This window comes from Vibrio sp. Y42_MX_L11 (genome assembly GCF_024181785.1).
In the GTDB taxonomy this organism is placed as follows: domain Bacteria; phylum Pseudomonadota; class Gammaproteobacteria; order Enterobacterales; family Vibrionaceae; genus Vibrio; species Vibrio diabolicus.
Genome location: NZ_JAMZAP010000015.1, coordinates 82946 through 106745, shown reverse-complemented (window position 1 = coordinate 106745; position 23800 = coordinate 82946). Strand labels below are relative to the sequence as shown.

The window sequence follows — 23800 nt, the reverse complement described above, 5'->3', positions numbered from 1 at the left end:
AATAAGCGATCAAAAAAGGAGCCAAATGGCTCCTCTTTATTTAGGTCGGTATCCGATTACAGCTTAAAGCGTTGAATCTCTTGCTCTAATTCGTGTGAAAGCTCAGATAGGTGGGCAGCTTGTTCTGCTGCTTGATGAGCTTCTACCGACAGCTCGTTAGAAACGTCACGAATGCCTTCAGTATTACGCGTGATCTCGGTTGTTACCGATGCTTGCTCTTCTGCCGCCGATGCAATCTGCGTTGCCATGTCACTGATGCGCTCAACAGCAGTATGGATTTGCGTCAAGCTCGCTGCTGCCGCGTTTGCATCATCAACACTGGTGTCAGCCAGACGACGGCTATCACCCATGATGCCAACCGCTTTCGCTGTTGTGCCCTGTAGCATCTCGATAGTTTCTTGAATCTCTTGCGTTGAAGCATGAGTACGTTGGCTCAATACGCGAACTTCATCCGCAACCACAGCAAAGCCACGGCCTTGTTCACCTGCACGTGCTGCTTCAATTGCCGCGTTAAGTGCAAGTAGGTTAGTTTGCTCAGCAATACCTTGAATCGTTGATAGAATCGTATTGATGCTATTTCCGTGTGCTTCTAGCTCTTGAATCACATCAGTGGCGACTTGAACTTCTTGCGCCAAGTTCTGGATAGAACCTTGCGTCTGAGTCACTTGGCTAGAACCGTGTGAACAAGCTTGAACCGCTTCCTCTGAGTTACTTGCCGTGCTATCTGCATTACCTGCAATTTCTTGTGTCGCTGCTGCCATTTCGTTCACAGCCGTCGCAACCATGTTGATCTCATCTTGCTGGTAAGAGATACGCTGACTGCGCTCTTCAGCTTGCTGTGCCGTCGTGCGTGCTTGCTCTGAAAGCGCAGATGATACGTGGCTAAGCTTGGTCACCATCGTGTGCATGTTGCCAACAAAGCGGTTGAAGTTTTCAGCCAATTTACCGACTTCATCATCACTGCGTGGTTCTAGTCGTTGCGTTAAGTCACCTTCACCAGATGCAATTTCCTCAAGTGCATTTGATACACGGCTCAAGTCACGGAACAAGAAACCAACTAACCAAGATACCGCAAGAATAACCACAATGGTGATCATCACTGCAGTGATCAATAGGTCACGTAACAATACCGCATGCCCTGCTTCTTCCGTTGCGCGATCCATTTCAATCGCGAACATCCAATGCGTGCCAGGTACTTTATTAAAGTAGTAAAGCTTCTCTTTGCCTTTGATTACCGTATCTTCGATACGACCTTCATCTGCAGCGCGCTCGATTGCCTCTTCTGAAAAGTCTTTTAGAACACTGGTGATAGGCTTAAGCGTTAAGCTTTTATCTGGATGCGCTAGGAACGTACCTTCATTCATATCGATTAACATCGCATGCGCATTTTCACCTGCATCTAGGTTAATCACGTCGCTGATGAGCTGATCGATCAGTACATCTGCACCAACAACACCAACAAACTGACCATTTTTCATTACTGGCTCAGCAATGGTTACAAGCAGCGCGTTAGTGATTGCATCTTGATATGCAGCTGTGATGATCTGCTTACCTGCGGCGTTAGCATCTTTGTACCAAGGGCGAGTACGAGGGTCGTAATCAGCACGGTTACGCTCAGGGTGAGAGCGATACATATCACCGTTTGGTGTACCAAGGAAGATGTCATCAAAGCCACCAGCCTTGCGAGCTTGTTGTAGGAAAGGGACAACGTCTTGCTCTGTCGAGTAGTCGTTGAATGCGGTAGCAATATCTTTACGGATATTGACCCAATCAGAAATTCCTTCTGACGCAGTAGTACTTAGACTTTGCGCACGTGAATAGACACCTGAACGAGTCTGATCAAATAATTGACCAGCCGACAACCAAGTAAGTGCTGTTGCCATCACAACAACAGCAGAAAGGCTTGCGCCAATAAGCTTTTGTTTTAATGATAATTTCATATTTATAGTTTTTGAGTTGGGAGAACAGTTAAGGTGTGTGAATATTACACACTTTTTCACGACTATTCACTAATTTTTAAAAAACAAAATAGCACATTAACTCTTTGTAAAATATGAACTTTCATGTGTCATTTTTTTGTCTCACCGTCATAAAAACCGCACAAAAAAAGCCAGCAAAATGCTGGCCTTTTGATTACTTGTTACTCAGACAGATTTATAAAATGCCTGAGTTATTGACGTTCTGTTCTCATACCCATCAATAAGCTCACACACATTGCAAGCAGAATGAAGGTAAACGGTAGTGCTGTAGAAATTGCACCTGCCTGAAGCGCTTGAACTGCTTCTGAGCCACCAATCCACAGTAGAGCAACCGCAATTGCACCTTCCATAAATGCCCAGAAAACACGTTGAAGTACAGGAGCGTCGACTTTACCGCCCGCTGTGATGCTGTCGATAACAAGTGAACCAGAGTCAGAAGACGTGATGAAGAACACAAGTACCAACACAACAGCAATGATTGAAAGCATGCTACCAAATGGAAGAACATCGAACATTTGGAACATAGCAAGTGACACGTCAGTCAAACCATTCGTGCCCAACTCACCTACTTTATCAACAACTTGCTCGATCGCTAGACCACCAAATACTGACATCCAAACAACAGTAACAGCGGTTGGAACCAATAGAACGGCTGTAATGAATTCGCGAACGGTACGACCGCGAGAAACACGCGCAATGAACATACCTACGAATGGTGACCATGAAATCCACCAAGCCCAGTAGAATACTGTCCAGCCTTGGAACCATGCCTCATCTGTACGACCAAACGGGTTACTTAGCGGAATAATATTCTCTACGTATGCCATAAGTGTGGTTGGAATCGAGCCTAAACTCGCAGCCCAACCGATAAGACCAACAAGAATCAGTAGCAAGAACGCCACAACCATGTTGATGTTACTAATGACTTTAACGCCACCATCAATACCACGTACGACTGAAACAACAGCAAGCAAAGTTACAACGGTAATGACGACGATTTGTAGGCCCAGTCCTGGCTCAACACCAAATACGTGATGAATACCACTTGCCGCTTGTTGTGCACCTAAGCCCAGTGACGTTGCAAGACCAAACAGGGTCGCAAGAACGGCCAAGATATCCACGATATGACCAGCCCAGCCCCACGCGCGATCACCCAGAAGCGGGTAGAAGATCGAGCGCATAGAAAGCGGTAAACCTTTGTTGTAGGCAAAGAATGCTAAAGAAAGTGCTACAACACCGTAAATTGCCCATGGGTGAAGACCCCAGTGGAACATCGTCGCACCCAGTGCCAATCTCGCTGCTTCTGGTGTGTTTGCTTCAACACCGAGTGGCGTTTCATACCAACCAGTGAAGTAAGCGACAGGTTCTGCGACACTCCAGAACATTAAACCGATACCCATACCAGCCGCAAATAGCATTGCAAGCCATGACATGAACGAGTAATCGGCAACAGCGTCTTTACCACCTAGGCGGATTTTACCCATTGGCGAAACGATAAGTGCCAAACAGAAAATAACGAAAATATTACCTGCAATAATGAACAACCAATCGAATGAACCAATGATCTTCCATTTCAGCCCATCAAGTGCCGTCTTTGCGGTATGTGCATCTAGAACTAATGCAGCGACAAGAAACAGCGCAATTAAACCTGCACTAATACCAAAAACTGGGTTATGAACATCAAAACCCCATTTTTGAACGTTGTCTTGACCTACCGTATAGTCGGTACTATCGATACTGTACTTATCTATACCCTTTGTCATCGTTCCTCTCTATTTTTGTACTGTTTTTACGTACCAAACAAAAAAATCTTTCGAACACGATACGTTTTACATTCCGTGAAGGCGCAAGATCCTATCATTTGACACGTTTTTGTCTATCTTTTTGCTATGAAAAAATCCAATAACTTACTTTTCACTCAGCAATTTCCGCCTTTAAAAGGATAAACCACTAGCGCAATAGTTAGACCACAAACATTTATTGCTATAATAATTTTAGGTCTTCTTATTTTGTCTACACGACGCGACAAAATGAAATTGGAGACACTACTTAAAATTGTAGTGGTAATTTTTGATTCCACCCCTTTAAATAAGGGCGCATTTAAGTTAGTGTCGCCTCGATAAATGTTCCCTACAGACTGGATGAATAAATTGGAAAAGTACGAAGAAGTATTGGTCTCGATTCGTCAGATCATCCGCGCTATTGATTTACATTCTAAAAAGCTGAGCAAAGAGTCTGGATTGACCGCTCCACAGTTGATTTTGATGCGTGCTATCAATGAGTTAGATAACGTAACGATTAAACAGTTGTCTAGCCACACTAACATGAGCCAAGCGACCGCAACGACCATTCTAGATAGACTAGAACGAGGCCAGTTTGTTGAGCGTCAACGCAGTGTTCAAGACAAGCGTAAAGTGCATGCTGTACTTACGAGCAAAGGCCAAGAAGCCCTAAAGCAAGCACCAACGCCATTGCAGGAACACTTCATTAATCGATTCCAAAAATTGGAAGAATGGGAGCAGTCTCTGCTGCTATCTTCCGTTCAGCGCATCTCAACAATGATGAATGCAGAGGATATCGATGTCGCTCCAATGCTAGAGCTTGGCAGCATTACAAAAGTTGATTAATTTAGCTCTCACGTGCTCGCTTTTTGCGGGCACTACTCTCCTACTCCGTTAACCCTGTTTCAAACGCATATTTCGCTAGCTCTGCCGTCGAATGTAAATCCAACTTGTGCTTAATGTTATGGCGATGCGTTTCTACCGTTCGGTAGCTAATGTTAAGTAGTGTGGCTATTTTCTTACTGCTGTTTCCTTGAGCAACTAATTTAAGCACCGCCTCTTCCCTGCGGCTGAGTGGATTCGTTTTCTGAGTGGCTGGCACCACCTCTTGGGTAAAAAGTGTTTGTGTGACAGACTCGCAGAAATACGTTGAACCTTGATTCACCGTTTTTATTGCTTGCACCATTTTCTCGGCCGAGATTTCCTTGAGCATGTACCCTACTGCGCCAGCTTGCATGACCTTCATGATGTATTCACGGTTATCGTGCATGGTCAGCATAAGTATTTTGCTCTCTGGTCGCTCTTCTTTAATTACCCCTGTCGCTTCAATACCGTTCATTATCGGCATGCTAATGTCCATCAAGATGACATCAGGCTGAAGGTGCTTTGCGACTTCAATCGCTTCCAGCCCATTGCTTGCCGTACCGACCACTTCAATGTCAGGCTCTAACTCCAAGCGAGCCATGAAGCCATCTAAGACCACTTGATGATCATCAACAATCACCACACTAATCGGTTTATCCATAAACTAATTCATCCAAATTAAGCAGCACGGTAATCTCTGTTCCTAAACCAAGCTCACTCATCAGTTCAAACTCACCACCAATGAACTCTACACGCTCTTGCATGTTCCTTAACCCAATCCCTTGTTGGTGCACTGCTTGGTTAACCACAAAGCCAACACCGTCGTCACGTATGAGTAATTGCAGCATATTGCCCATTTTTTGCAAAGTAACCGTCACTTTTTTCGCTCTTGCGTGTTTTTCGATGTTGTTCAAAGACTCTTGAGCAACACGATACAAGGTCGTCGCGACCTCCGACGTCAGTTTGTACTGCTGAGTATCAAAATTACTTTCTATATCAATCCCAGAGTGAGAGTGAAAGTCTTGCAGTAAAGTGGTCAGTGCCGCCTCTAAGCCGATATCATCAAGGGCGCTAGGGCGAAGTTGATGAGAAATATGCCTTACTTCATTTATCGCGGTGACCAATGAGCGTTGCGATTTGTCTAAGTGGGATTTGAGTTTTTCGTCTTCCAGTCTATGACTCATTAAATCCAAATGACATTTACTAGAAACTAACAGCTGGTTGATTCCATCATGCAACTCTCTCGCTAGATGCTTTTTCTCATCCTCTTGAAACATGACGGTTTTATGTGCCAACTCTTTAAGGTTTTTATCGGCAAGACGGTGTTCATGCAGATTGATCGCTAAAGTGAGAACGATAATTACAGCAACGGTCACCGCTAAGATCACGACGACCGAGAAAAAAGTCGTTTCGATATTTTTGTTCACCGCAGCGCGCATATTGGCGACTTCTTGGCTGACGTCCTCAATATAGAGCCCTGTCCCTATCATCCATTCCCACTTATCGAGCCATGCGGCGTAGCTAAGCTTTGGGACGACTTCACCCGTAGATGGCTTTTGCCACAGGTACTGATGAAATCCACCACCTGATTGAGCTTGATACAACAAAGCTTCGATTAGACGATCGCCATTCTCGTCTTCAAGATAGAGTAAGTTCTCCCCGACTAGCTCTGGGAGAACAGGATGTACAAGGTTGGTACCGTATTTATCGTAAGCGAAAAAGTAGCCGTCTCCTCCGTAGCTTAAACGGTTTAAAATCGCTTTCACGCGTGTTTTAGCAACGCTCTCTTCTAAGGTTGGATCGTTGTAGATATAAGAAATGGAGTCAAAGGCGACGTCGACCGTATCTTTCAACGCCGCCTCTTTTGATTGGATCAGGTTTTGATGAAAGATCTCTACCTCTCTTTTGCCAAGAGTCTTGGTTTGATAGATAGAAATCCAACTGATACTCGCTGACACCAATACCACGGGTATCAATGTCAGCAGAATTAACTTTGCTTTGAGAGGCATCCCTTTCCTCCATGAAACGCTGCTTTACAGCTCACTATCTTAGCAGCACAAATAACTCGACTTCGTCCGCCTAGACATAAATAGCAGCTTAACAACTTGTCTCAAAAGGTAAAAACTCTCAGTTCACAAAATCTCTTTTATTATCGAGTGATCAACTCATGCCATAAAAGCCAGGGAAGAACAGCAAAGAAGCCAACACGACAATTTGAATCGCGATAAACGGCATCACACCTTTGTAAATATCTCGCGTAGTGACACCTGCTGGTGCGACGCCTTTTAGATAGAACAAACTAAAACCAAATGGCGGTGTTAGGAATGATGTCTGTAAGTTCATTGCGATAAGAATCGCAAACCACGTCATGTTGATACCCATCAACTCAGCGACCGGCGCAATAATTGGCACGATGATAAAACAGATTTCAACGAAGTCGATAAAGAAACCTAAAATCAGAATCACCACCATGGTAATGATGAGAAAGCCCCACTTTTCTCCAGGCAATTCTAACATCCACTCTTCGACTAGATAATCACCGCCAGTGTAGGTAAATGCCATTGAGAAGGCGGTTGCCCCTAGCAAAATAGCAAAGACCATTGCGGTTACTTTAACGGTTTCTTTCGATGCATCATAAATCATCGACCAACTAAACTGCTTATACAGTAACGACAGAACTGTCGCACCAGCGCCGCCCAGAGCCGCTGACTCTGTTGGCGTTGCAATCCCTGCAAAGATGGAGCCCAATACCACAATGATCAGTGCTAGTGGCGGTAAAACGGCTTTCAGCGCGGTGAACACTTCTTGCTTTCGACTGATCGACTCATCGCGCTCTATCGCCTGTGCGGCTTGAGGGTTCAACTTCGCGTAGATGAGAATGTAGATCACATAGGCGCCAACAAGTGTAACACCGGGCCAAATCGCAGCTTGAAATAGGTCCCCTACCGGTACGCCAAGTACATCCCCTAACAAGATCAACACGATAGAAGGTGGGATAATTTGGCCCAACGTGCCAGACGCACAAATAGTCCCACACGCTAAACCTTTGTCGTAATTGTATTTAAGCATCACAGGCAATGAGATCAACCCCATCGCAACAACTGATGCGCCGACTACGCCCGTTGACGCGGCAAGTAATGCGCCAACTAATACTGTCGAAATAGCAATACCACCACGGACGCCGCCAAACAGACGTCCCATCGACTCAAGCAGTTGCTCTGCAAGCTTCGTCTTCTGAAGTACTAGTCCCATGAAGACAAACAATGGTACGGCCATTAGCACCGTATTTTCCATAATGGATTGAATACGATATGGCATGAAAGCAAACATCTCGATGCCTTCAGCCCAAACACCAAAAATCAGTGCAATACCGCCAAAAGTAAAGGCAACGGGGAATCCCAATAAAAGCGCAAAGAGCGCGACAAAAAACATCACTATACCGATCATAATGACTTCCTTTTACGACTTACCGTTATTACCGGCATAGATAAGATGAGGGTTAACAATCTTGTTGATCGAATGCAGCAGCAGTCCAATGCCACTAACTGCCATAAAGAAAAATGACAGCGGAATCATCGCTTTGATGATCCAACGATATGGCAATCCGCCTGGATCACCAGACGTCTCGCCTAGCGCGTAACTTTCTTTGGCGAAATCGATACCAAACCAAGCCACCAGTAGGCAAAAAGGGAATAAGAAAAATAGCGTGCCTATGATGTCGATGATGGATTGTGCTTTGTAAGATAAGCGTTCATAAAAAATGTCAACGCGAACATGGCCACCAGACTTAATCGCGTAAGGCACACCAAGCAGAAATACGGCGGAGAATAGATGCCATTCCATTTCTTGGAATGCAATGGATACATCGTTGAATACATATCGCATCACAACGTCGTAAACCACATTCACCAACAATAAAATAAACAGGATGCTGGACAACCATCCGAGGAAATCGCTAAAGCGGTTAAATAATCGCTCAATATAAATAAGACTTCTCATTCCGAACTCCGTGGAACGTTTGGATACGCTCCGCTATGGTGCGGAGCATTCATTATGAAGTTTTCTTGGGCTTCGTTCGCAGGCTAAACCTCTCGGCGTCGCCTGCGTCATAACGTTATTGTTGAGCTTGACTGTTTAAGTAAGCTCGGTGTGAAATGTCTGACCAAGGTCGAACTTGATTCATGTAGTTCGCTTGCGACTCTTGAATCTCTTTCGCCAAAGCATCTTTTTCTGCGTGCTCTTTCAACAAACGATCGTTTGCTTCTCGCAACGCAGCCACTACTTCAGGCGGGAAGTCTTTGACTTCAACATTTGGGTATTCAGATTTGATAGATGCCCAGTTTTTGCCACTTTCGTGTTTCGATTGCGTGTACATATCGTAAGCGGCGGTTTTCATTGCTACTTGTAAAATCGCTTTTAGATCATCAGGTAGACGGTTCCAAGTACGCTTATTAACAAGGAACTGAAGCTCAGTTGCTGGCTCATGCCAACCTGTGTAGTAGTATGGCGCGATTTTGTGGAAGCCCATGCGCAAGTCCAATGATGGACCAACCCACTCCAAGGCATCAATTGTGCGACGCTCTAGAGAGGTATATAGCTCACCAGGGGCGATATTCGTTGGTTTTGCACCTAACTCTGCCAAAATCTCACCAGCAAAACCCGGGATACGCATTTTCAAACCCTGCAAATCCTCGACGGACTTGATCTCTTTCTGGAACCACCCGCCCATCTGAGTATCGGTATTACCGCCAGGGAAAGACATCAAATTATGTGGAGAGTACACCTTCTCCATCAGCTCCATACCACCGCCGTAGTAAAACCACGCATACTGCTCAGTTGGTAACATACCGAAAGGCATAGAAGTGAAGTAAAGTGTGTTTGGAACCTTGCCCTTCCAGTAGTAAGACGCCGAGTGGCCCATGTCGTATTGGCCAGACTTAACCATATCAAACACCCCAAAAGGCGCTTTGTGCTTGTTTGCGGAATCAATACGGATTTGTAGACGCCCGTTGGACATCTCCTCTGCCATTTTTGCCATGTTTTTTGTCGCATCACCAAAAATAGGGAAGTTAGGTCCCCAAGTTTCAGCAAGCTTTAAACGATAGACTTTTTCAGCAGCATTTGCAGAAGTCACAACGAATGTCATCGCGGCAACGACAGCGGTTGTTTTGAGCACTCGTTTTAAAGATTTTTGGATTAGACTCATCGTTCACGTCCTTTATCACCAAGGTTATTGTTGTCATCCATTTCATTAGGATTGGCTGTATTCGGTATAAAAGATGTAACAATGTTGTCGAATGCGAAATGGGCATGAACACGGAAGCGAGTAATTCATCAATAAGACATTAGCCTTAGGTATTACGTATAACTACGTAGGACAGCCGTTATGCAACAAGTTTAACTGTCATAAAATTAATGAGTTACTTTTCCTGTAACGAGGCAAAAAGAAAATGATACGTACGTACTTCTCTGCCAAAAAATTTACATAGTATTTAAGAAAATGTGACAAAGCACTTATTGGCAGCGTTAAAATCAATTCCTAATAGATTATTTTCAATACGAAGATAAAAAAATACCCCGGCATTGGCCGAGGTATTCAAGCTAGAACGGTAGCGGTAATTAAACTGCTTTGTAGATAACTTTGTTACCTGCTAACTGCTCTTTTTGAACTAGGTTTTCTTCAAGAAGCTTCTTCAGTGCGCCAGTAGCCCATGATGCCGCTTTAGTATCTTCTTGACCTGCAGCTAGACCAATGCCTTTAGGGTTGATACCTTCAGCATTTGCTACAACGATGTCTAATACTTGTTGTTGCTTAGGAGTAAGGGCAACATCAACTGTTTTCACTGCAGCTACTTTTTTCTCAGCTACTACTTTCTCCGCAACAGCTTTTTCAGCAACAGAAGGTGCTACTGCTTTTTCGGCAACAGGCTTCACTGCTTTAGGTGCTGCAGCTAAGTTTGCTACTGTCGCTTTAATGCGTTTTTGCAGTTTCATCTGCACTTTACGCTTATGAGCAAGTCTCATTGAATATTTCTCCAGTTCACTGCATCTCAGCAGGGATGAAAATTTGAAGCGCGTTTTATACCAAAATTCACAAGCAATTTGTAGGTTTTAGCGGCGAAACGCGATGAAAAATGCGCTCAAAGCATAGAACGTCTACTATTTAATCAGATATTTTATGAACGGATTTATTGAATACTGGGTATAAAAACAGAGGTTTCTTTTATTTCAAATGCAAGTCAATGCACATTTAGTCATCCACGCATTTTTGATCAAGTATTCGATGAGGTTATAAGCATGGAAACGCTGCACCTAACAAATTCACATTTCAAACCCGACTCCCCTATCAACAGAATACTTTTGTTGCTCGTTGCACTGATAACCCTGTTTTTGGTTGTCATTTCTCCGGGATGGAAGCAAGCCATGTTGTCGGTCATTTTGATGTCTGCAATTGTTGGTTTCGCCATCTTGATGATCAAAAAAAGCCAAGTCACTTTTACGCTGACAGCTTCTCACTTCCAACAACATCTTTTTAAAGGCGGATGGGTCGTCCGATGGCGAAATATTGAGTCAATAGGGATTTGTAGCTACCAGCAGGAAGGGTGGCATCAGCCGCTACCTTGGATTGGTATTCGTCTAAAACACTACTCACCTTATTTGGATTCGATCTGCCCTCGTATAGCGACAGAAATTCTCCTTAGCCAACGCGCACTACTTTATTTAGGTGCGAAGCAGAATCAGTGTGAAGAAAAGTTTGAAGATATGGTGCTTGATCCTAAGCCATACATAAACAGCAATGGGATTGAGTATAAAGGCTTACTGGCGATGCTCGCCAACCGTATGAAATATCAAAGAGGATTTTACGGCTACGATCTGTTTATATCAGCCAGTGACCTAGATCGTGAAGCAGAGGATTTTGTGGGACTGACTCGGCGATACTTAGCTGCCGCCGAGCCAGAATAATGCTTACTACACGCGCTTTTAGTAAAGCGGCATCTCGTCAGCAACGAACGGGTTAGTTTTACGTTCGTGACCGAAAGTCGATTGAGGGCCGTGACCAGGGACAAACGTGACATCATTGCCTAAAGGCCACAATTTCTCTTTGATAGAGCTAATCAAGGTATTGAAATCACCTTGTGGGAAGTCAGTTCGGCCAATGCTACCGTTAAACAATACGTCGCCCACAAACGCCAATCGCGCTTCTTCACTATAAAGAACAACGTGACCAGGGGTATGACCTGGTGTGTGGAATACCTTTAATACTTGATTACCAAATGTGACAGTGTCACCCTCATTTAACCATTGATGCGGTTCAAAGGCTTCAGTCAATGGGAAACCAAACATTTGGCTTTGCCCTTCTAGACCTTGTAGCCAAAAATTATCCGCTTTATGAGGACCAATGATCTCAGTACCACCAAGCATTGCAGCCAGCGGCTCTGTTCCGCCAACATGATCTAGGTGACCATGGGTTAGCACCAAGTTGACGATCTCGATGCCAAGCTCTTTAATGAGCATAGCAAGTTGCTTTTCGTCACCGCCTGGGTCAATAACGATGCCTTTCATCGTTTCATCACACCACACGATAGAACAGTTTTGAGAAAAAGATGTCACTGGGACAACTTGGTATTTCAGAGCCATAGAAAACCTATTACCAAACAAATTTGCGTTAAAACTGGCGCAACTATGACACTAACCCCATGCGACTTCAAGACCTGCTGAGGCTTGCTATTGACTTACCAAGAACGCACAGCACCTGTGTCGATATGGACAAAGTTACTACTTGGATAATACCCAACACCACCAGCTTTCAAGCTAATTGCTGCATCGCGTACAGTAGACAATTTCACTCCATCAAGACGGAAGTCTATGGCCTTACCTTCCATGTGAAGACTTTTCTTTGCCACTCCGCTAGCCCCTTTACGCAGGGACGCATTGGTCAAAGGCGAACGGTAACCAGAAATTACAATGACTTCTGCATCTGTACCGATCAGCTTTTGAATCTGGCTGATTTGATCGAACAAGCGTCGATCCATCGGATGAACTTCGTTTCGACGGTGATCACGGCAAAACTCATTCAGCTTTTTTAGTTCATCATCAAGATAGCGTCTACCATCGAAATAGCATGTTTCAAGGAGCTCTCCAGTATTAAGGTTGTTCATCGCCAACTCACGTGGCTCGTCAGGGAATGAAGCCCATGAAATCGATGGCAAGGCAGATGCCAATACTACGCCACCAGCGGTCATTTTAAGGAAATCTCGGCGGGAAAAATTACGACTTACCATTTCAAAAAACAATGCTCAACAACTAAACAAGTCGCGGACATTACCCAAACACATTTGTCACGTCAAATGCATAAATCGCTCCACCCTAATTTTAAGACGTGGTGATTAACGCTTAATTATTGAACAAACAGAAGATTCTTAGTTTTGTAAATTTTACTTAAAGATTTCAACTACGGTGATCGTATTTATAGATATCATCTCGGTAGTAAAGTGTTCCCTCTTCTAGCCATGCGGTTTGATAAATAATGTGCACTTGGATGCGTTCTCCTAAAGGAACCGACGTGTTAGAGCGACGCGTACTTTCCCGTTTTTTCGCTAAGCGCTCTTCTAGTCCCTGAGTTTTGAATAAGAGCTCCGCCAGTTGGTCGGCATGTTCAACGCGGACACACCCGGAACTGAATGCGCGTCTATCTCGTTCGAACAAGTTTTTACTTGGCGTATCATGCAAATAGATAGCTTGGGGGTTTGGCATATTAAACTTATACAATCCCAATGCATTGTGTAATCCCGATGCCTGTCGCATACGATAAGGAAATGTTCTCGGATTCACCGTCGCCCAATTGATGGTTGTAGGGTCAATAATTTCGTTTGAAGTCCAAGACCGGATGATTTGAATGTTGTGGTTAATCAAATACATCGGATTACGTTTCACTTTAGGAATGATGTCTTTCACCATTATGGTCCATGGCACATTCCATGTGGGGTTGAGAATGACGGAGTCAAGAGTCCCCGACATGATTGGTGTTTTTCTTGAGGCTCTGCCAACCACAACTTTAGACTCGAACAACGGTTGACCATCGTGCCAATACGTCACTTCGTATCCAGGTACATTTACAAAGACAACATTATCTCTGTCTTTGGACCAAATCCTTGAACGTTCTGAGTTCAGCGCCAATAGATGCAATCGTTCTTGAGGAGAAAAGTTGATCCATCGAATGGTATTCGGGCCAATCACCCCATCTTCTTTCAAGCCATGAATACGCTGAAACTCTTTCACAGCTAACTCTAATTCTTCATCATACTGTTGGGTCGTGATATCTAAATACGATACATCCACACCAACCACTTCCATACGCTCAATCAGAAGCGGTTTATTTTCTAATTGGTCACCGACACGGGCAAGGCCCGTTTGTTCATAGATTGGATATTGATACTGAGCGTGCTCGGATAAAGAGGAGTAAGCGGAATAAAAAGCTTCGTCCGTTTGTAAAGGAGAGCGAAGGCTTGCTAAGAATTGACTAAGTTTGCCTACCGTAATTTCGTTACTCAGTACGGACAAAGTATCGATGCTAGGAGCAGGTAAAATCACGTGGGCTTTGTTAGCAAATAACCAATTGATACCTTCTTCAGGGAGCTGCTCGAGATAGCTGAGATACATCAAGAGTGAATCTGTCATTACCAAATCAAAGTCGAGGTTATCTCCCTGCCATCGAACTTGGTTTATACGATGGAGTTGATTCTCGAATTCGTCCGTGACGCCAGCAAGAGCAACCAGGTTTACTTGAAAAAGAAACTGCTCAATATCGCTTTCATTTTCCCAGTTCAAACGGTAATTAGTACTTTGATAAAGCTGGTCAATCACCTCTGGATAATGGATCATTTTTTCGACAGACAGCTTTTGTACCGCTCCCTCTTGCTCTGTTTGTGCAGAAGCTTCGAGAGAAACGACGGTAGAAAAGCTGAAAAACGGCACCATAAGTGCCGTCATGATTAAAACCCTAGCAAACACTGAAACGATCCTTGCGCTACTTGCCATAATGAAAAGTATGGCAAATATCTCACAGCTTGCAGGTTTAAAATTAAGAATCTGATGTTGAAATTAACATCAAGTTTCTTTATCTATTTGGGTTCAAACAATCTTTGACCAATGGTTATCCCATTGAACACCACTAAAAGAAGCGCTTTTATGTGTCGTTGGCCTTTGCTCAATCACTTTGCCAGCACCAGAGCTGACCCTGAATTCCTTTCCATATGTCACCACTCCCGATGCATCTGGCAAAGCACTTAACTCAACCAACTTCCCTGTAGCTTTGGACCATATCCCATAACAACTGCCCGGAGGAGAAGTCGCAAGGATCCATTCATCCGTCGCCGCGATACTAGCGACATAGTGATTAAATCTCGCCCACTCTTCGGGTTCCGCATGCAAAGATTGCATCTCACCACCACGAGTGTGCATCGCAAGTAAAGCTGGGTATTCATCCGGCTCTCCACGATATTGCTGACCACACAGTACCGTCTCTGCACCATCATGCGCTAAATGACGGATGCTCAACTTATGATCTGGTAAAGAAACTTGATCCAACAGCTCACCTTCTTGTGAAAGGTAACTCAGGCTTGGTCTCATGCTATCAAGATTGAGCGGTTCACGGCCGTTGGTGTGTACGCCACCGACACCAATCGCTAATGCGCCATCAGGCATCATGATCACTTCATGAGGGCCAAGGCCAAAACCCGTTAACTCATCGATTTTTTGATATTTCTTCTGCACATCATAAACACCGATGATCCCACGGCTTGTGCCCCTTTCCCCTTCTGTAGCAAATAGCAACGTGCCGTCACGGGAGTAAACACCATGACCATAGAAATGGCGATCCGGTTTTGCTAGCTGCAGCTTGATCATCTGCTCAGAGCGATAATCAAACACCATGAAGAAAGTTCCTGGTCGACGACCAAAGACCACTGCGTGACCTTGTGGGTTGGTCGCCACACCATGACCACGCTCAGGAATCGGCAACGAAGATCGCGGCATACCATGCTCATCGGCCACTACCGCTGCGTATTTATCTCGGCCGATGATTGAGCAGCCAATCAACGCTGGTTGACGTGAACGTGTTGAAGCACAACCAAATGGCATCATAGGTGCGGCCGTACCAAAGAGAGCGGCTTTCAGTAAGGTTCGGCGGGTTTGATCAGTCACCATCGGTTGCATTAAATCCTATAACTACGCCAAGCTCGATCGCCACTTCTTCATGGATCAAGTACTTCAATTGCTCTAGCTTATTGTATTGAGCGAGTACCATGCGGTAACCTTCTTTATTTTGTAAAGCCGTGAACAAACTCTTATCTTCCGGCCATGTTTCCAACGCCATTTCAAACTGGTGAACAATACGGTCTGCGAGATCTGCATGGCCTTGCTCTCTTAGTAAAGTATCTAGACCATTACCGTTGGCAAGATACAGCGCTTCCATTCCTTCAAGGTTTGCTTTTAAGTTTGAAAGCGACGTCTCTGAACGCCAAGATTCAGAAAAGTAAGGACGAGGCTGACCAATTTTAGCTAACGGTCTGCTCAGCTTTTTCATACTGTAGTCAAGCTGATTAGAGAGCAGCGAAATGTACTCGGATTTCCATTCCGTCATCTCTAACGACTTCCAAGGATTTTGTGCCCAAGAATCTGCGATGATCTGCGCTTTGTTCTCTAGGTTTTCAGCAATTGCAACACCTGTCGCACAGGTATTGCTGTTGCTAGATAAGGTCGACGCTTTATCGTAAAGCAGCCATTCTAGTGCACCTAAGCCTTGCACAGTAACACTTTGCGTGGAGATCTTTTCCGCACTCCAAACTTGGTCAGATTTCGTCAGCACAGACATTTTTCGGCCGGTGGTGTTCTTTTTATCTGGCCAAAACTGGACATTCCAACTTTGCTCCAACGCCGTAGCAGGGCCACGCTCTTGACCTTGTAATGCCATCCACGTCAGCATAGTTTGGTGCCATTGCTGTTTTACTTGCGCATCATCTTTCGTCTCTGATGTGCAGTAATCCGCGAAGCTTTGTTCTAGTCCTGTGGTTTGCGCTAAAAACGTCTGCGCAGATTGAAACTCAACTTCGTAGACCGCTTGAGAAATATGACTTGTACTCTCAGGCTTGGCAGAGCTCGAACCGACTGTCGATTGGCAACCAACCAAACTTAACGTTGCGGCAATCGCACTCACTAACAGTGTTTTTTTCATGGTTGCTTCCTTATAGAGAATTCAGAAACGCAATCAATGCGTCACGTTCTTTTTTATTCAGTGCTAAGACGTTTTGTTTGGCCGTTTCCGCTTCACCGCCGTGCCACAGTACCGCTTCCATCAGATTACGGGCGCGGCCATCATGTAAGAAGTAAGTATGCCCGTTTACTTCTTCGGTATAACCAATGCCCCATAGGGGGGCCGTTCGCCATTCACGGCCGTTTGCTAAGTACTCAGGACGGTTATCGGCTAAACCTTCACCCATATCGTGCAGAAGCATGTCTGTATATGGATGGATAAGCTGCTCAGAAAGCGCTGGTAACTCTGGTCGCTTCGCCGTTTTGACACTGGTCTTATGGCAGCTTTCACAGCCAGCTGCAGCAAAGATTTTCTGACCGAGTTTCACGCTAGGATCGTTCACATTTCGGCGAATAGGTACGGCTAAGTGCTGGCTGTAAAACTCAACGAAGTCGAGAATATTTTCACTCACTTCTGGTTTGCCGCCATTTGGCATGTCGTCACAAATACTTTGTTTCGAGGTACAGTTTTCATTGGGGAATAAATGGCTCGTCAGGCCCACATCACCATTGAATGCTGCTGCATTTTGCTGCATTAACGTCGGTTGTCCGGCTTTCCAGCCAAAACGACCAATTGAGAAGTCGCCCTTCTCAATCTCCCAAACCTTGTTTACTTTGCCTGAGATGCCATCTTTGTTGGCATCTTGTTCATCAACCCAAGCCAGTAGCGTTTCGTCAGGAATACTCTCTAACAAACCAAGGCCGATCATTGGCGGTGCAACACGCGCTGAAAATTCTGTATCAGGGTGCATATCGCCGTAACCTAGATCGGTAATATTCAAATGAGGTTTTCTTAGTGTCACCGTCGCGCCGTCTTTAAACTTCACTGGCACATCGGTGTACGTGATTTCGATTTTTCCTTCTGGCGTTTGATCTTGCAGGGCAAAGTCTTGGAGCTGGCCGCCATAAGTCGGCTCAGGTATAACGCCGTCTCTGATGTACGCTGTTTTTTGTTCTGACGTCATCGCAGGGATGCTCAAACGCACTAACATGGACACCGCATGCAAATCACTTTGCTCTGGAGGATGACCACGACCATCTTTGATGTGGCAGTTTTGACAACCATTTGTATTGAAAAGAGGTCCCAAACCATCTCTGGCATCGGTAGACGCTGGCGCTTGTACCCAAGGGTTGCGGAAAAAACTATTGCCCACGCTAAAATCAAGACGTTTACTCATAGGAAGGTTCGCGGCAGGAAGAGAATACGCGTTGGCGCTTTCTTTTTTGACGCTCGTTTGTCCACCAGATTTCACATCATACGCGATAGCAGTAGAAGAAAAGATCACGGCCAAGGCCGAAATTAAGTAAGGCTTCATATCATTGCTCTAAAACACAACAAGAGGAGTGGGATAACAGCGAGTTAAAACGGTAAAGGGCTCAAACGAGCCCTTTCAATTATTTTTTGTACTTTGATTAAAACTCGTGGTCAGCAGTATCAGGGCTTAGGCTATCAATGCCAATGATACCCGCAGCACGCTCAATTGAACCGGTTTGAGCAACCAATGACATGATGGTGTCATTCACTAACGTGTTGCCTTGTGCATTACCCGCTGCAATTAACTGGTCGAAGTGTCGGTTGTTCTTCTCCGCAGACGTAACCAATTTACCAACTTGGTTACGCGTAACATCAAACTGCTTCTGGATCTCTTTAGCTGCTTGTTTGTCTTTTTGAGCCACTAGGTCAGCAATACTCGGACCAGAAAGCAATGTGCCGTCTTCACGCTTGTAAAGACCTGTGTAAACGTTATAGATGCCCTGCTCGTTGTAGTAATGAGAGTTGTGCGTATTGTCTGAGAAACAATCGTGCTCATCTTCTGTCGAGTTTGCTTCCAACGCCACCTTCATGCGCTCACCAGCAAGCTCACCTAAAGACAATGAACCCATACCGAACAACATTTTACGTAGGCCATTATCCGCAGAATCATTAAGAAGCGTTTCACGGTAGTTGCCTTTCACTTCCGCAGACCACTGTTTTTCCATCCATTCAAGGTCTTGAACCAGTAGATCGGCTGCCGCTTTTAGGTACTCACCACGACGGTCACAGTGACCATTCGTACACTCAGAACCGACAACGAAGTCTGTGTAAGCGCGCTGACCTGCGCCTGCGTTTGTGCCGTTTAGGTCTTGACCCCAAAGTAAAAATTCAATCGCGTGGTAACCTGACGCAACGTTTGCCTCAGAACCACCTACTTCGTTGAGATCCGCTAGCAATTCTGGAGTAATTTTTGCAACGTCTAGTTTAGAAGCACCAATCTGTAGACTGGTGTTTGCGATGATGTTTGCAGCAGCGCCTTCGTTACCGAGTTCATATTGGTAATCTGTCGCTACGTAGTCAATTAGGCCTTCATCAAGTGGCCATGCATTTAACTGCCCTTCCCAGTCATCAACAATCGCGTTACCAAAACGGAATACTTCAGATTGTTGGTACGGAACACGAGAGTCTAGCCACGCTTGTTTTACTTCTTCAAGCTTATCCGCTGATGGCGATTTTAGAAATTCGTCGATTTTTACGTCGAGCGTTTTCGCCGTTGTCACTGAGTCAGCAAAGACTGCATGTGCAACGTCTGCATAATGTTCAACGACTTGTTGTTTCGTTACTTGGGCAGCAACGGTAGAACCACTGGCAATGAGGAGTGATGCAGCAATAGATTGGACTAAAACTGTTTTTGCATTCATCTGAAGCATCCTTGTTAAGCAATTTATTTGTTTTATTCGTAGTGCTAATTATTCTTATTTGCACTATTAGTCACGAGATAATACAAATTTACAATTTATTTTCAACTCTAGATACAAAAAAAGCCTCATCATTGTGAGGCTTTTAACATGCAAAACTGATAATTTAATAAATAAAATCAGAATTTTAGATTGTGCTTACCATGAGAAACTTTTGCTTTTAGGTAGCTTTCATTACCATCTTTAATATGTGCAGAGGTATTGACAACCTCAACAATCTCGATGCCGTATTCTGCTAATTCACGGATTTTCTTAGGGTTGTTGGTCACAAGGCGAATTTTACTTACACCTAATGCTTCGAGCATTTGCGCTGCTTCAGTGAAATCACGCAGGTCATCGTCAAAGCCCAAATGGTTGTTTGCTTCATAGGTGTTCATACCTTGGCTTTGCAAACGGTACGCATCAATCTTGTTGTATAGACCAATACCACGACCTTCCTGACGTAGGTACAAAATAATACCGCCAGATTCGCCCATGCGTTGAATGGTTTCTTCTAATTGCTCGCCGCAATCACAACGGGATGAGTGAAAAACATCACCAGTAAGACATTCTGAATGCATACGCACCAAAGGCGTTTCTTGCGTTTGATCCGCTTGCCTAAAGATAACTGCCACATGCTCTTTATCTGTCTTCAGGCCACGAAAAGACAGGATTTCAGCATCGATATTACTTTTAGCCCCGACTTTAAAATCTACTCTGGCACGTACTTCCGCCATATCTATACTCACTCGATTTATTGCTTGATGCGCTTGATGCGTTTTCGTTATTGCATTCATGGGATTCACTCATTGCTCTTCAACTATGGGGATTGATACCGCATTTTTCAATATAGAGATCACAATTGAGAGCAGTTATCCCCTAAAGACAGCCAAAGAGAACAACTCCCCGCGCTGACGAATTGTTATAGTATAACAATTTTGAAAAACTACAATAAAAAACCCCAGACAAATTTTGTCTGGGGTTGATAATGAGTTGCATGTAGGGGTGATGATTTAATGTGTTTGGCTACGTTTCCAAACAGTAAGCTCTATCCATACCGCTTCGAGTTCTTGAATTTCTTCTTCGGTTAATACGGCAAGAGACGATGTAACTTGAGGCAGTTTCGAGGTTTGCAATGCACGAATCTGCGAATAAAAGTCTTTTTTTAACTGTAATATAACTGAATCCACTGCGTGCACCTACTTAGTTCTTTTATTACTTCTCCAGCTCAAATCGTTGATTTTCTTTATACTGGAATCTTCATAAATTCGGAAAAATGATAACATTCTGTTTGTTATCTGCACGATTTATTTCCCATAGTGGAATAGTGGTCACATTATTGACGCTTTATCATTTTGATCGAAAATAGGATAAAAAAGATCAAAAGTAATAGAGGAAAGATCCACAACGCTGCTGTCGAATAATTAAATGGTGGCTGATACAAAACGATATTCCCATATCTCTGAACCAAATAATCTTTTACCTCTTGATCCGTGCTTCCTTCGTTTACCATCGAGTACACTTTCAATCTTAAATCTTTAGCGGCTTGTGCATTAGATTCAACAAGGTTTTGGTTTTGACATTGCGGGCATCGTAAAGCCTTGGCTAATGCGGTTGCTCTTCGTTGCAGTTCAACGGAATGAAATTCAAACAGATCAACATGCTGCGTAATTTGCTCTGCTTTGACCCAAGAAGAACACAAAGAAAACAAAACAATAATGAAGTAAGCATATTTAAAGTGAGACATTAAAATACCCCGAAAATAACGAGTTCCATTTGTCTATTGTTAACTTACCTCTATATTTGATCAAAACATTGCCATTTTGATCAATTAAGTAAGTTTCTGGCGTTCCTATTACACCAAGTTCAACCGCCAGTTGCCCATTAGGATCGGATATAACTTCGGTATATGGATTGTGTGAAGAGCTCAAATAGCGTTTAGCCACGCTCTCTTTATCTCGATAGTTAAGGCCAACGATGGGCACACCTTGTCGAGCTAATTTGAGCAAATCATCATGTTCTTGTTTACAAACACCACACCAAGACGCCCAAACATTCAATAGCACATAACCTTGATTTTCTAGTACTGCATCGGTGATTCGATTGCCTGAAATAAGTGAGTAAGCGGTAAAATCCGGGATAGATAACACACGATTTTGTTGTATCTCCACGTTTGGTCTATCGGACAATGCCATTGTCGCGGTGACAACAAAAATCGCAACTAACAATATGAGAACGATCAGTTTAAGCGTATTTTTCGATCTCATTACCTTTTCCCCTTAGATTCATCATACTCCCCAAAGCACTTATTACGATTAAAGCGCCACCAAACCATATCCACCAGATACCCGCCCGATATTGCACTTTAATTGCGTAGGCGCTGTTGTCGAGCTTGTCACCCAAAGTGATGTAGTAGTCTCCATGCCATAGTGATCGAATAGCAGGCTCGGTCATATTCATCACGCGCACAGGGTAATGCCGTTTCTCGGGTTGAAAGTTCAGCGCCTTACCGCTCTCCAAATAAAGATCAACACTCCCCTGTTCTGCGGTGTAGTTCGGCCCAACTAACCATTCAATCCCATGGTAATCAACGGTGATACCCGCTTTTTGATACGAGCTACCAGGCTCTACCCGTAAGTTGTATTCATACGAATAGTCACTATTAAATACTGCCCCGCTTGCAGCCAACGCAAAGCCAACATGAGCAAGAAACATAGGCATTAATTTGCTCTTGTTTTCTGCACAAAACAGCAATAGCACATGAGAAACCACTACCCACGTCGCTAATACCAGAGTAATCAAAGTCGTTATATGAAGCTCTTTAGTAGCAAAAACGAAAATAGCGCTAACCGCAATAACATGAATACCGACAAACCCAATGGTTTTAACGGCATGAGGACTGGCTCCTTTCGTCCACTTCAACACGGGCATAAAGGCGAGAAAGGTCAGAGCAAGTAATGTAAGGGGAAAAACGAGGCTGTTAAAGTAAGGTGCCCCAACGGATATATTACCCAGGCCAAGCAGTTGATAAAGCATTGGGTAAAAGGTACCGAGGAAAACAATCGCCATACAAACAACGAGAAGTCCAATAGCGATGTATACCATGTAGGCACGACTTATTAACGAATCGAGCGTAAAACGAGGAATATGTAGCCCTCGCACAATAAGCACACCAAAGGTGACAACCACCAAAACGCTGAGAACAGCAAGAAGTACTACACCTTTGGTTGGATCAACCGCAAACGCGTGTACTGAGGTTAATACACCTGATCTCACCACAAATGTGCCGAGAATACTCAAACTGAACGTCGCAAAAGCCAATGCGTAGGTGCTCCAAATTGCTCCTTTATTACGCTTCGACAACACACCGCTATGCAGTAGTGCGGTACCCATTAACCAAGGCAGCAAAGACGCGTTTTCTACCGGGTCCCAAAACCACCACCCGCCCCAACCTAACTCATTGTATGCCCACCAAGAACCGATCAAAATTCCAATTGTTAGCGTACCCCAAGCAAAGAAAGCGGCACTACGGGCAACACCATACCATTCATTTATAGGTCGTTTCGCTAATAACGCAGCTAAGGCGAACGCCAATATCGCGGCATAACCAACGTAACCCAAATACAACAGCGGTGGATGAATAATAAGCCCGATATCTTGCAACATCGGATTGAGATCTCGCCCCTCCAACGCTAGCGTCTGAGCATACTCAAAAGGATTGGACGTGGTGAGGGTAAACCAAGCGAAAATAGCAATAAGTAAGTTCATGATACCCAAGCAATCGCCTGTATATTGAGTACAAACTGGCGACTTGATAGCAATAAAAGAGGCCCATAAGCTCAACGTAACCACCCAAAACAACATAGACCCTTGATGGCCGCCCCAAGCAGCTGCAATCTTAAACGCGATAGGTAACTGGCTGTTCGAGTGTGTAACCACATACTCAAGCGCAAAATTATCCTGAATAAAACAGACTATCAAAAGCGCCAAACAAACTAAGGAGGCTAAGCTGATAATATGAGACGTTGCGGTTTGGTGTGGCAACACTCCCTTCTTCCGCAGCGTAAAGCAAACCCAATGCAGCAGCGTCGCACATGTCGATGCGACAGCCACCAATATCAACAAAAAGAAACCGAGCTCAGCCTCCATTTAGCC

The 23800-nt window shown here is 44.3% G+C and carries 22 protein-coding genes; 2 read left to right on the top strand and 20 right to left on the bottom strand.

Going from position 1 to position 23800, the window contains the following annotated elements:
* Nucleotides 1-56: 56 nt before the first annotated feature.
* Entirely contained in the window at nucleotides 57-1940 is a 1884-nt protein-coding gene (locus NL643_RS15745) for a methyl-accepting chemotaxis protein (protein WP_012841645.1), read from the bottom strand.
* A 230-nt stretch (nucleotides 1941-2170) separates the two neighbouring features.
* The gene (locus NL643_RS15740; protein WP_005394723.1) at nucleotides 2171-3742 is read right to left on the bottom strand and encodes a BCCT family transporter; all 1572 of its coding nucleotides are present in this window, start codon (nucleotides 3740-3742) and stop codon (nucleotides 2171-2173) included.
* Between the two features lie 387 nt (nucleotides 3743-4129).
* On the opposite strand from NL643_RS15740, the gene NL643_RS15735 reads away from it, so the two are divergent.
* The gene (locus NL643_RS15735; protein WP_031780419.1) at nucleotides 4130-4606 is read left to right on the top strand and encodes a MarR family winged helix-turn-helix transcriptional regulator; all 477 of its coding nucleotides are present in this window, start codon (nucleotides 4130-4132) and stop codon (nucleotides 4604-4606) included.
* Between the two features lie 40 nt (nucleotides 4607-4646).
* On the opposite strand, the gene NL643_RS15730 is transcribed toward NL643_RS15735, so the two are convergent.
* From NL643_RS15730 to NL643_RS15705, 6 genes are all read right to left on the bottom strand, one after another.
* Nucleotides 4647-5285 (bottom strand): response regulator transcription factor, encoded by a 639-nt coding sequence (locus NL643_RS15730; protein ID WP_005394727.1) that lies wholly within the window; start codon nucleotides 5283-5285, stop codon nucleotides 4647-4649.
* Nucleotides 5278-6633: a cache domain-containing protein gene (locus NL643_RS15725; RefSeq protein ID WP_253644779.1), complete on the bottom strand. Its 1356-nt coding sequence runs from the start codon at nucleotides 6631-6633 to the stop codon at nucleotides 5278-5280. Before NL643_RS15725 ends, NL643_RS15730 begins: the two co-directional genes overlap by 8 nt.
* A 151-nt stretch (nucleotides 6634-6784) precedes the next feature.
* Nucleotides 6785-8071 carry a TRAP transporter large permease subunit gene (locus NL643_RS15720; RefSeq protein WP_253644778.1) on the bottom strand — a complete coding sequence of 429 codons (1287 nt, stop codon included), beginning with the start codon at nucleotides 8069-8071 and terminating at the stop codon, nucleotides 6785-6787.
* Nucleotides 8072-8083: 12 nt separating this feature from the next.
* The gene (locus NL643_RS15715) at nucleotides 8084-8623 is read right to left on the bottom strand and encodes a TRAP transporter small permease subunit (RefSeq protein ID WP_012841642.1); all 540 of its coding nucleotides are present in this window, start codon (nucleotides 8621-8623) and stop codon (nucleotides 8084-8086) included.
* A 115-nt stretch (nucleotides 8624-8738) separates the two neighbouring features.
* Nucleotides 8739-9830, bottom strand: coding sequence for a TRAP transporter substrate-binding protein (locus NL643_RS15710; protein ID WP_005394734.1), 1092 nt, complete (start codon nucleotides 9828-9830; stop codon nucleotides 8739-8741).
* A 413-nt stretch (nucleotides 9831-10243) separates the two neighbouring features.
* A complete protein-coding gene (locus NL643_RS15705; RefSeq protein ID WP_005394736.1) occupies nucleotides 10244-10648 on the bottom strand; it encodes a hypothetical protein in 405 nt (134 codons plus the stop codon).
* Between the two features lie 273 nt (nucleotides 10649-10921).
* On the opposite strand from NL643_RS15705, the gene NL643_RS15700 reads away from it, so the two are divergent.
* Nucleotides 10922-11587 (top strand): DUF2982 domain-containing protein, encoded by a 666-nt coding sequence (locus tag NL643_RS15700; protein ID WP_012841641.1) that lies wholly within the window; start codon nucleotides 10922-10924, stop codon nucleotides 11585-11587.
* 18 nt (nucleotides 11588-11605) lie between these two features.
* Here the strand turns inward: NL643_RS15700 and NL643_RS15695 are convergent, their stop codons facing one another.
* The 12 genes from NL643_RS15695 to NL643_RS15640 form a co-directional block, all read right to left on the bottom strand.
* Nucleotides 11606-12262, bottom strand: a complete 657-nt coding sequence (locus tag NL643_RS15695; RefSeq protein ID WP_048625699.1) for an MBL fold metallo-hydrolase — start codon at nucleotides 12260-12262, stop codon at nucleotides 11606-11608.
* Nucleotides 12263-12357: 95 nt separating this feature from the next.
* The gene (locus NL643_RS15690; protein WP_048625700.1) at nucleotides 12358-12906 is read right to left on the bottom strand and encodes a DUF882 domain-containing protein; all 549 of its coding nucleotides are present in this window, start codon (nucleotides 12904-12906) and stop codon (nucleotides 12358-12360) included.
* Between the two features lie 166 nt (nucleotides 12907-13072).
* Entirely contained in the window at nucleotides 13073-14614 is a 1542-nt protein-coding gene (locus tag NL643_RS15685) for a murein L,D-transpeptidase (protein WP_065646586.1), read from the bottom strand.
* A 141-nt stretch (nucleotides 14615-14755) separates the two neighbouring features.
* Complete coding sequence (locus tag NL643_RS15680) at nucleotides 14756-15838, bottom strand: DUF1513 domain-containing protein (protein ID WP_253644777.1); 1083 nt, start codon at nucleotides 15836-15838, stop codon at nucleotides 14756-14758.
* On the bottom strand, nucleotides 15819-16856 hold the full coding sequence (locus tag NL643_RS15675) for an imelysin family protein (RefSeq protein ID WP_253644776.1): 1038 nt from the start codon (nucleotides 16854-16856) through the stop codon (nucleotides 15819-15821). The genes NL643_RS15680 and NL643_RS15675 overlap by 20 nt, the downstream gene beginning before the upstream one ends.
* Before the next feature lie 10 nt (nucleotides 16857-16866).
* Nucleotides 16867-18249 carry a di-heme oxidoredictase family protein gene (locus tag NL643_RS15670; protein WP_253644775.1) on the bottom strand — a complete coding sequence of 461 codons (1383 nt, stop codon included), beginning with the start codon at nucleotides 18247-18249 and terminating at the stop codon, nucleotides 16867-16869.
* Between the two features lie 97 nt (nucleotides 18250-18346).
* A complete protein-coding gene (locus NL643_RS15665; RefSeq protein WP_253644774.1) occupies nucleotides 18347-19609 on the bottom strand; it encodes an imelysin family protein in 1263 nt (420 codons plus the stop codon).
* A gap of 176 nt (nucleotides 19610-19785) precedes the next feature.
* Complete coding sequence (gene ribA / locus NL643_RS15660) at nucleotides 19786-20442, bottom strand: GTP cyclohydrolase II (protein ID WP_005394759.1); 657 nt, start codon at nucleotides 20440-20442, stop codon at nucleotides 19786-19788.
* 216 nt (nucleotides 20443-20658) lie between these two features.
* A complete protein-coding gene (locus NL643_RS15655; RefSeq protein ID WP_005394761.1) occupies nucleotides 20659-20835 on the bottom strand; it encodes a hypothetical protein in 177 nt (58 codons plus the stop codon).
* 146 nt (nucleotides 20836-20981) lie between these two features.
* On the bottom strand, nucleotides 20982-21392 hold the full coding sequence (nrfF, locus tag NL643_RS15650; RefSeq protein WP_167426425.1) for a heme lyase NrfEFG subunit NrfF: 411 nt from the start codon (nucleotides 21390-21392) through the stop codon (nucleotides 20982-20984).
* Nucleotides 21379-21912 carry a DsbE family thiol:disulfide interchange protein gene (locus tag NL643_RS15645; protein ID WP_253644773.1) on the bottom strand — a complete coding sequence of 178 codons (534 nt, stop codon included), beginning with the start codon at nucleotides 21910-21912 and terminating at the stop codon, nucleotides 21379-21381. The genes nrfF and NL643_RS15645 overlap by 14 nt, the downstream gene beginning before the upstream one ends.
* Nucleotides 21890-23794: a heme lyase CcmF/NrfE family subunit gene (locus tag NL643_RS15640; protein ID WP_253644772.1), complete on the bottom strand. Its 1905-nt coding sequence runs from the start codon at nucleotides 23792-23794 to the stop codon at nucleotides 21890-21892. The genes NL643_RS15645 and NL643_RS15640 overlap by 23 nt, the downstream gene beginning before the upstream one ends.
* Between the last annotated feature and the right edge of the window lie 6 nt (nucleotides 23795-23800).

What these genes read in the sequence shown, in the direction of transcription:
- NL643_RS15705 (WP_005394736.1), bottom strand. Translation starts at nt 10,648, where the DNA reads ATGAGACTTGCTCATAAGCGTAAAGTGCAGATGAAACTGCAAAAACGC.
- NL643_RS15700 (WP_012841641.1), top strand. Translation starts at nt 10,922, where the DNA reads ATGGAAACGCTGCACCTAACAAATTCACATTTCAAACCCGACTCCCCT.
- NL643_RS15740 (WP_005394723.1), bottom strand. Translation starts at nt 3,742, where the DNA reads ATGACAAAGGGTATAGATAAGTACAGTATCGATAGTACCGACTATACG.
- NL643_RS15730 (WP_005394727.1), bottom strand. Translation starts at nt 5,285, where the DNA reads ATGGATAAACCGATTAGTGTGGTGATTGTTGATGATCATCAAGTGGTC.
- NL643_RS15675 (WP_253644776.1), bottom strand. Translation starts at nt 16,856, where the DNA reads ATGAAAAAAACACTGTTAGTGAGTGCGATTGCCGCAACGTTAAGTTTG.
- NL643_RS15645 (WP_253644773.1), bottom strand. Translation starts at nt 21,912, where the DNA reads ATGAGATCGAAAAATACGCTTAAACTGATCGTTCTCATATTGTTAGTT.
- NL643_RS15685 (WP_065646586.1), bottom strand. Translation starts at nt 14,614, where the DNA reads ATGACGGCACTTATGGTGCCGTTTTTCAGCTTTTCTACCGTCGTTTCT.
- NL643_RS15670 (WP_253644775.1), bottom strand. Translation starts at nt 18,249, where the DNA reads ATGAAGCCTTACTTAATTTCGGCCTTGGCCGTGATCTTTTCTTCTACT.
- NL643_RS15665 (WP_253644774.1), bottom strand. Translation starts at nt 19,609, where the DNA reads ATGAATGCAAAAACAGTTTTAGTCCAATCTATTGCTGCATCACTCCTC.
- NL643_RS15710 (WP_005394734.1), bottom strand. Translation starts at nt 9,830, where the DNA reads ATGAGTCTAATCCAAAAATCTTTAAAACGAGTGCTCAAAACAACCGCT.
- NL643_RS15720 (WP_253644778.1), bottom strand. Translation starts at nt 8,071, where the DNA reads ATGATCGGTATAGTGATGTTTTTTGTCGCGCTCTTTGCGCTTTTATTG.
- NL643_RS15725 (WP_253644779.1), bottom strand. Translation starts at nt 6,633, where the DNA reads ATGCCTCTCAAAGCAAAGTTAATTCTGCTGACATTGATACCCGTGGTA.
- NL643_RS15680 (WP_253644777.1), bottom strand. Translation starts at nt 15,838, where the DNA reads ATGCAACCGATGGTGACTGATCAAACCCGCCGAACCTTACTGAAAGCC.
- NL643_RS15640 (WP_253644772.1), bottom strand. Translation starts at nt 23,794, where the DNA reads ATGGAGGCTGAGCTCGGTTTCTTTTTGTTGATATTGGTGGCTGTCGCA.
- NL643_RS15695 (WP_048625699.1), bottom strand. Translation starts at nt 12,262, where the DNA reads ATGGCTCTGAAATACCAAGTTGTCCCAGTGACATCTTTTTCTCAAAAC.
- ribA (WP_005394759.1), bottom strand. Translation starts at nt 20,442, where the DNA reads ATGAATGCAATAACGAAAACGCATCAAGCGCATCAAGCAATAAATCGA.
- NL643_RS15690 (WP_048625700.1), bottom strand. Translation starts at nt 12,906, where the DNA reads ATGGTAAGTCGTAATTTTTCCCGCCGAGATTTCCTTAAAATGACCGCT.
- NL643_RS15715 (WP_012841642.1), bottom strand. Translation starts at nt 8,623, where the DNA reads ATGAGAAGTCTTATTTATATTGAGCGATTATTTAACCGCTTTAGCGAT.
- nrfF (WP_167426425.1), bottom strand. Translation starts at nt 21,392, where the DNA reads ATGTCTCACTTTAAATATGCTTACTTCATTATTGTTTTGTTTTCTTTG.
- NL643_RS15745 (WP_012841645.1), bottom strand. Translation starts at nt 1,940, where the DNA reads ATGAAATTATCATTAAAACAAAAGCTTATTGGCGCAAGCCTTTCTGCT.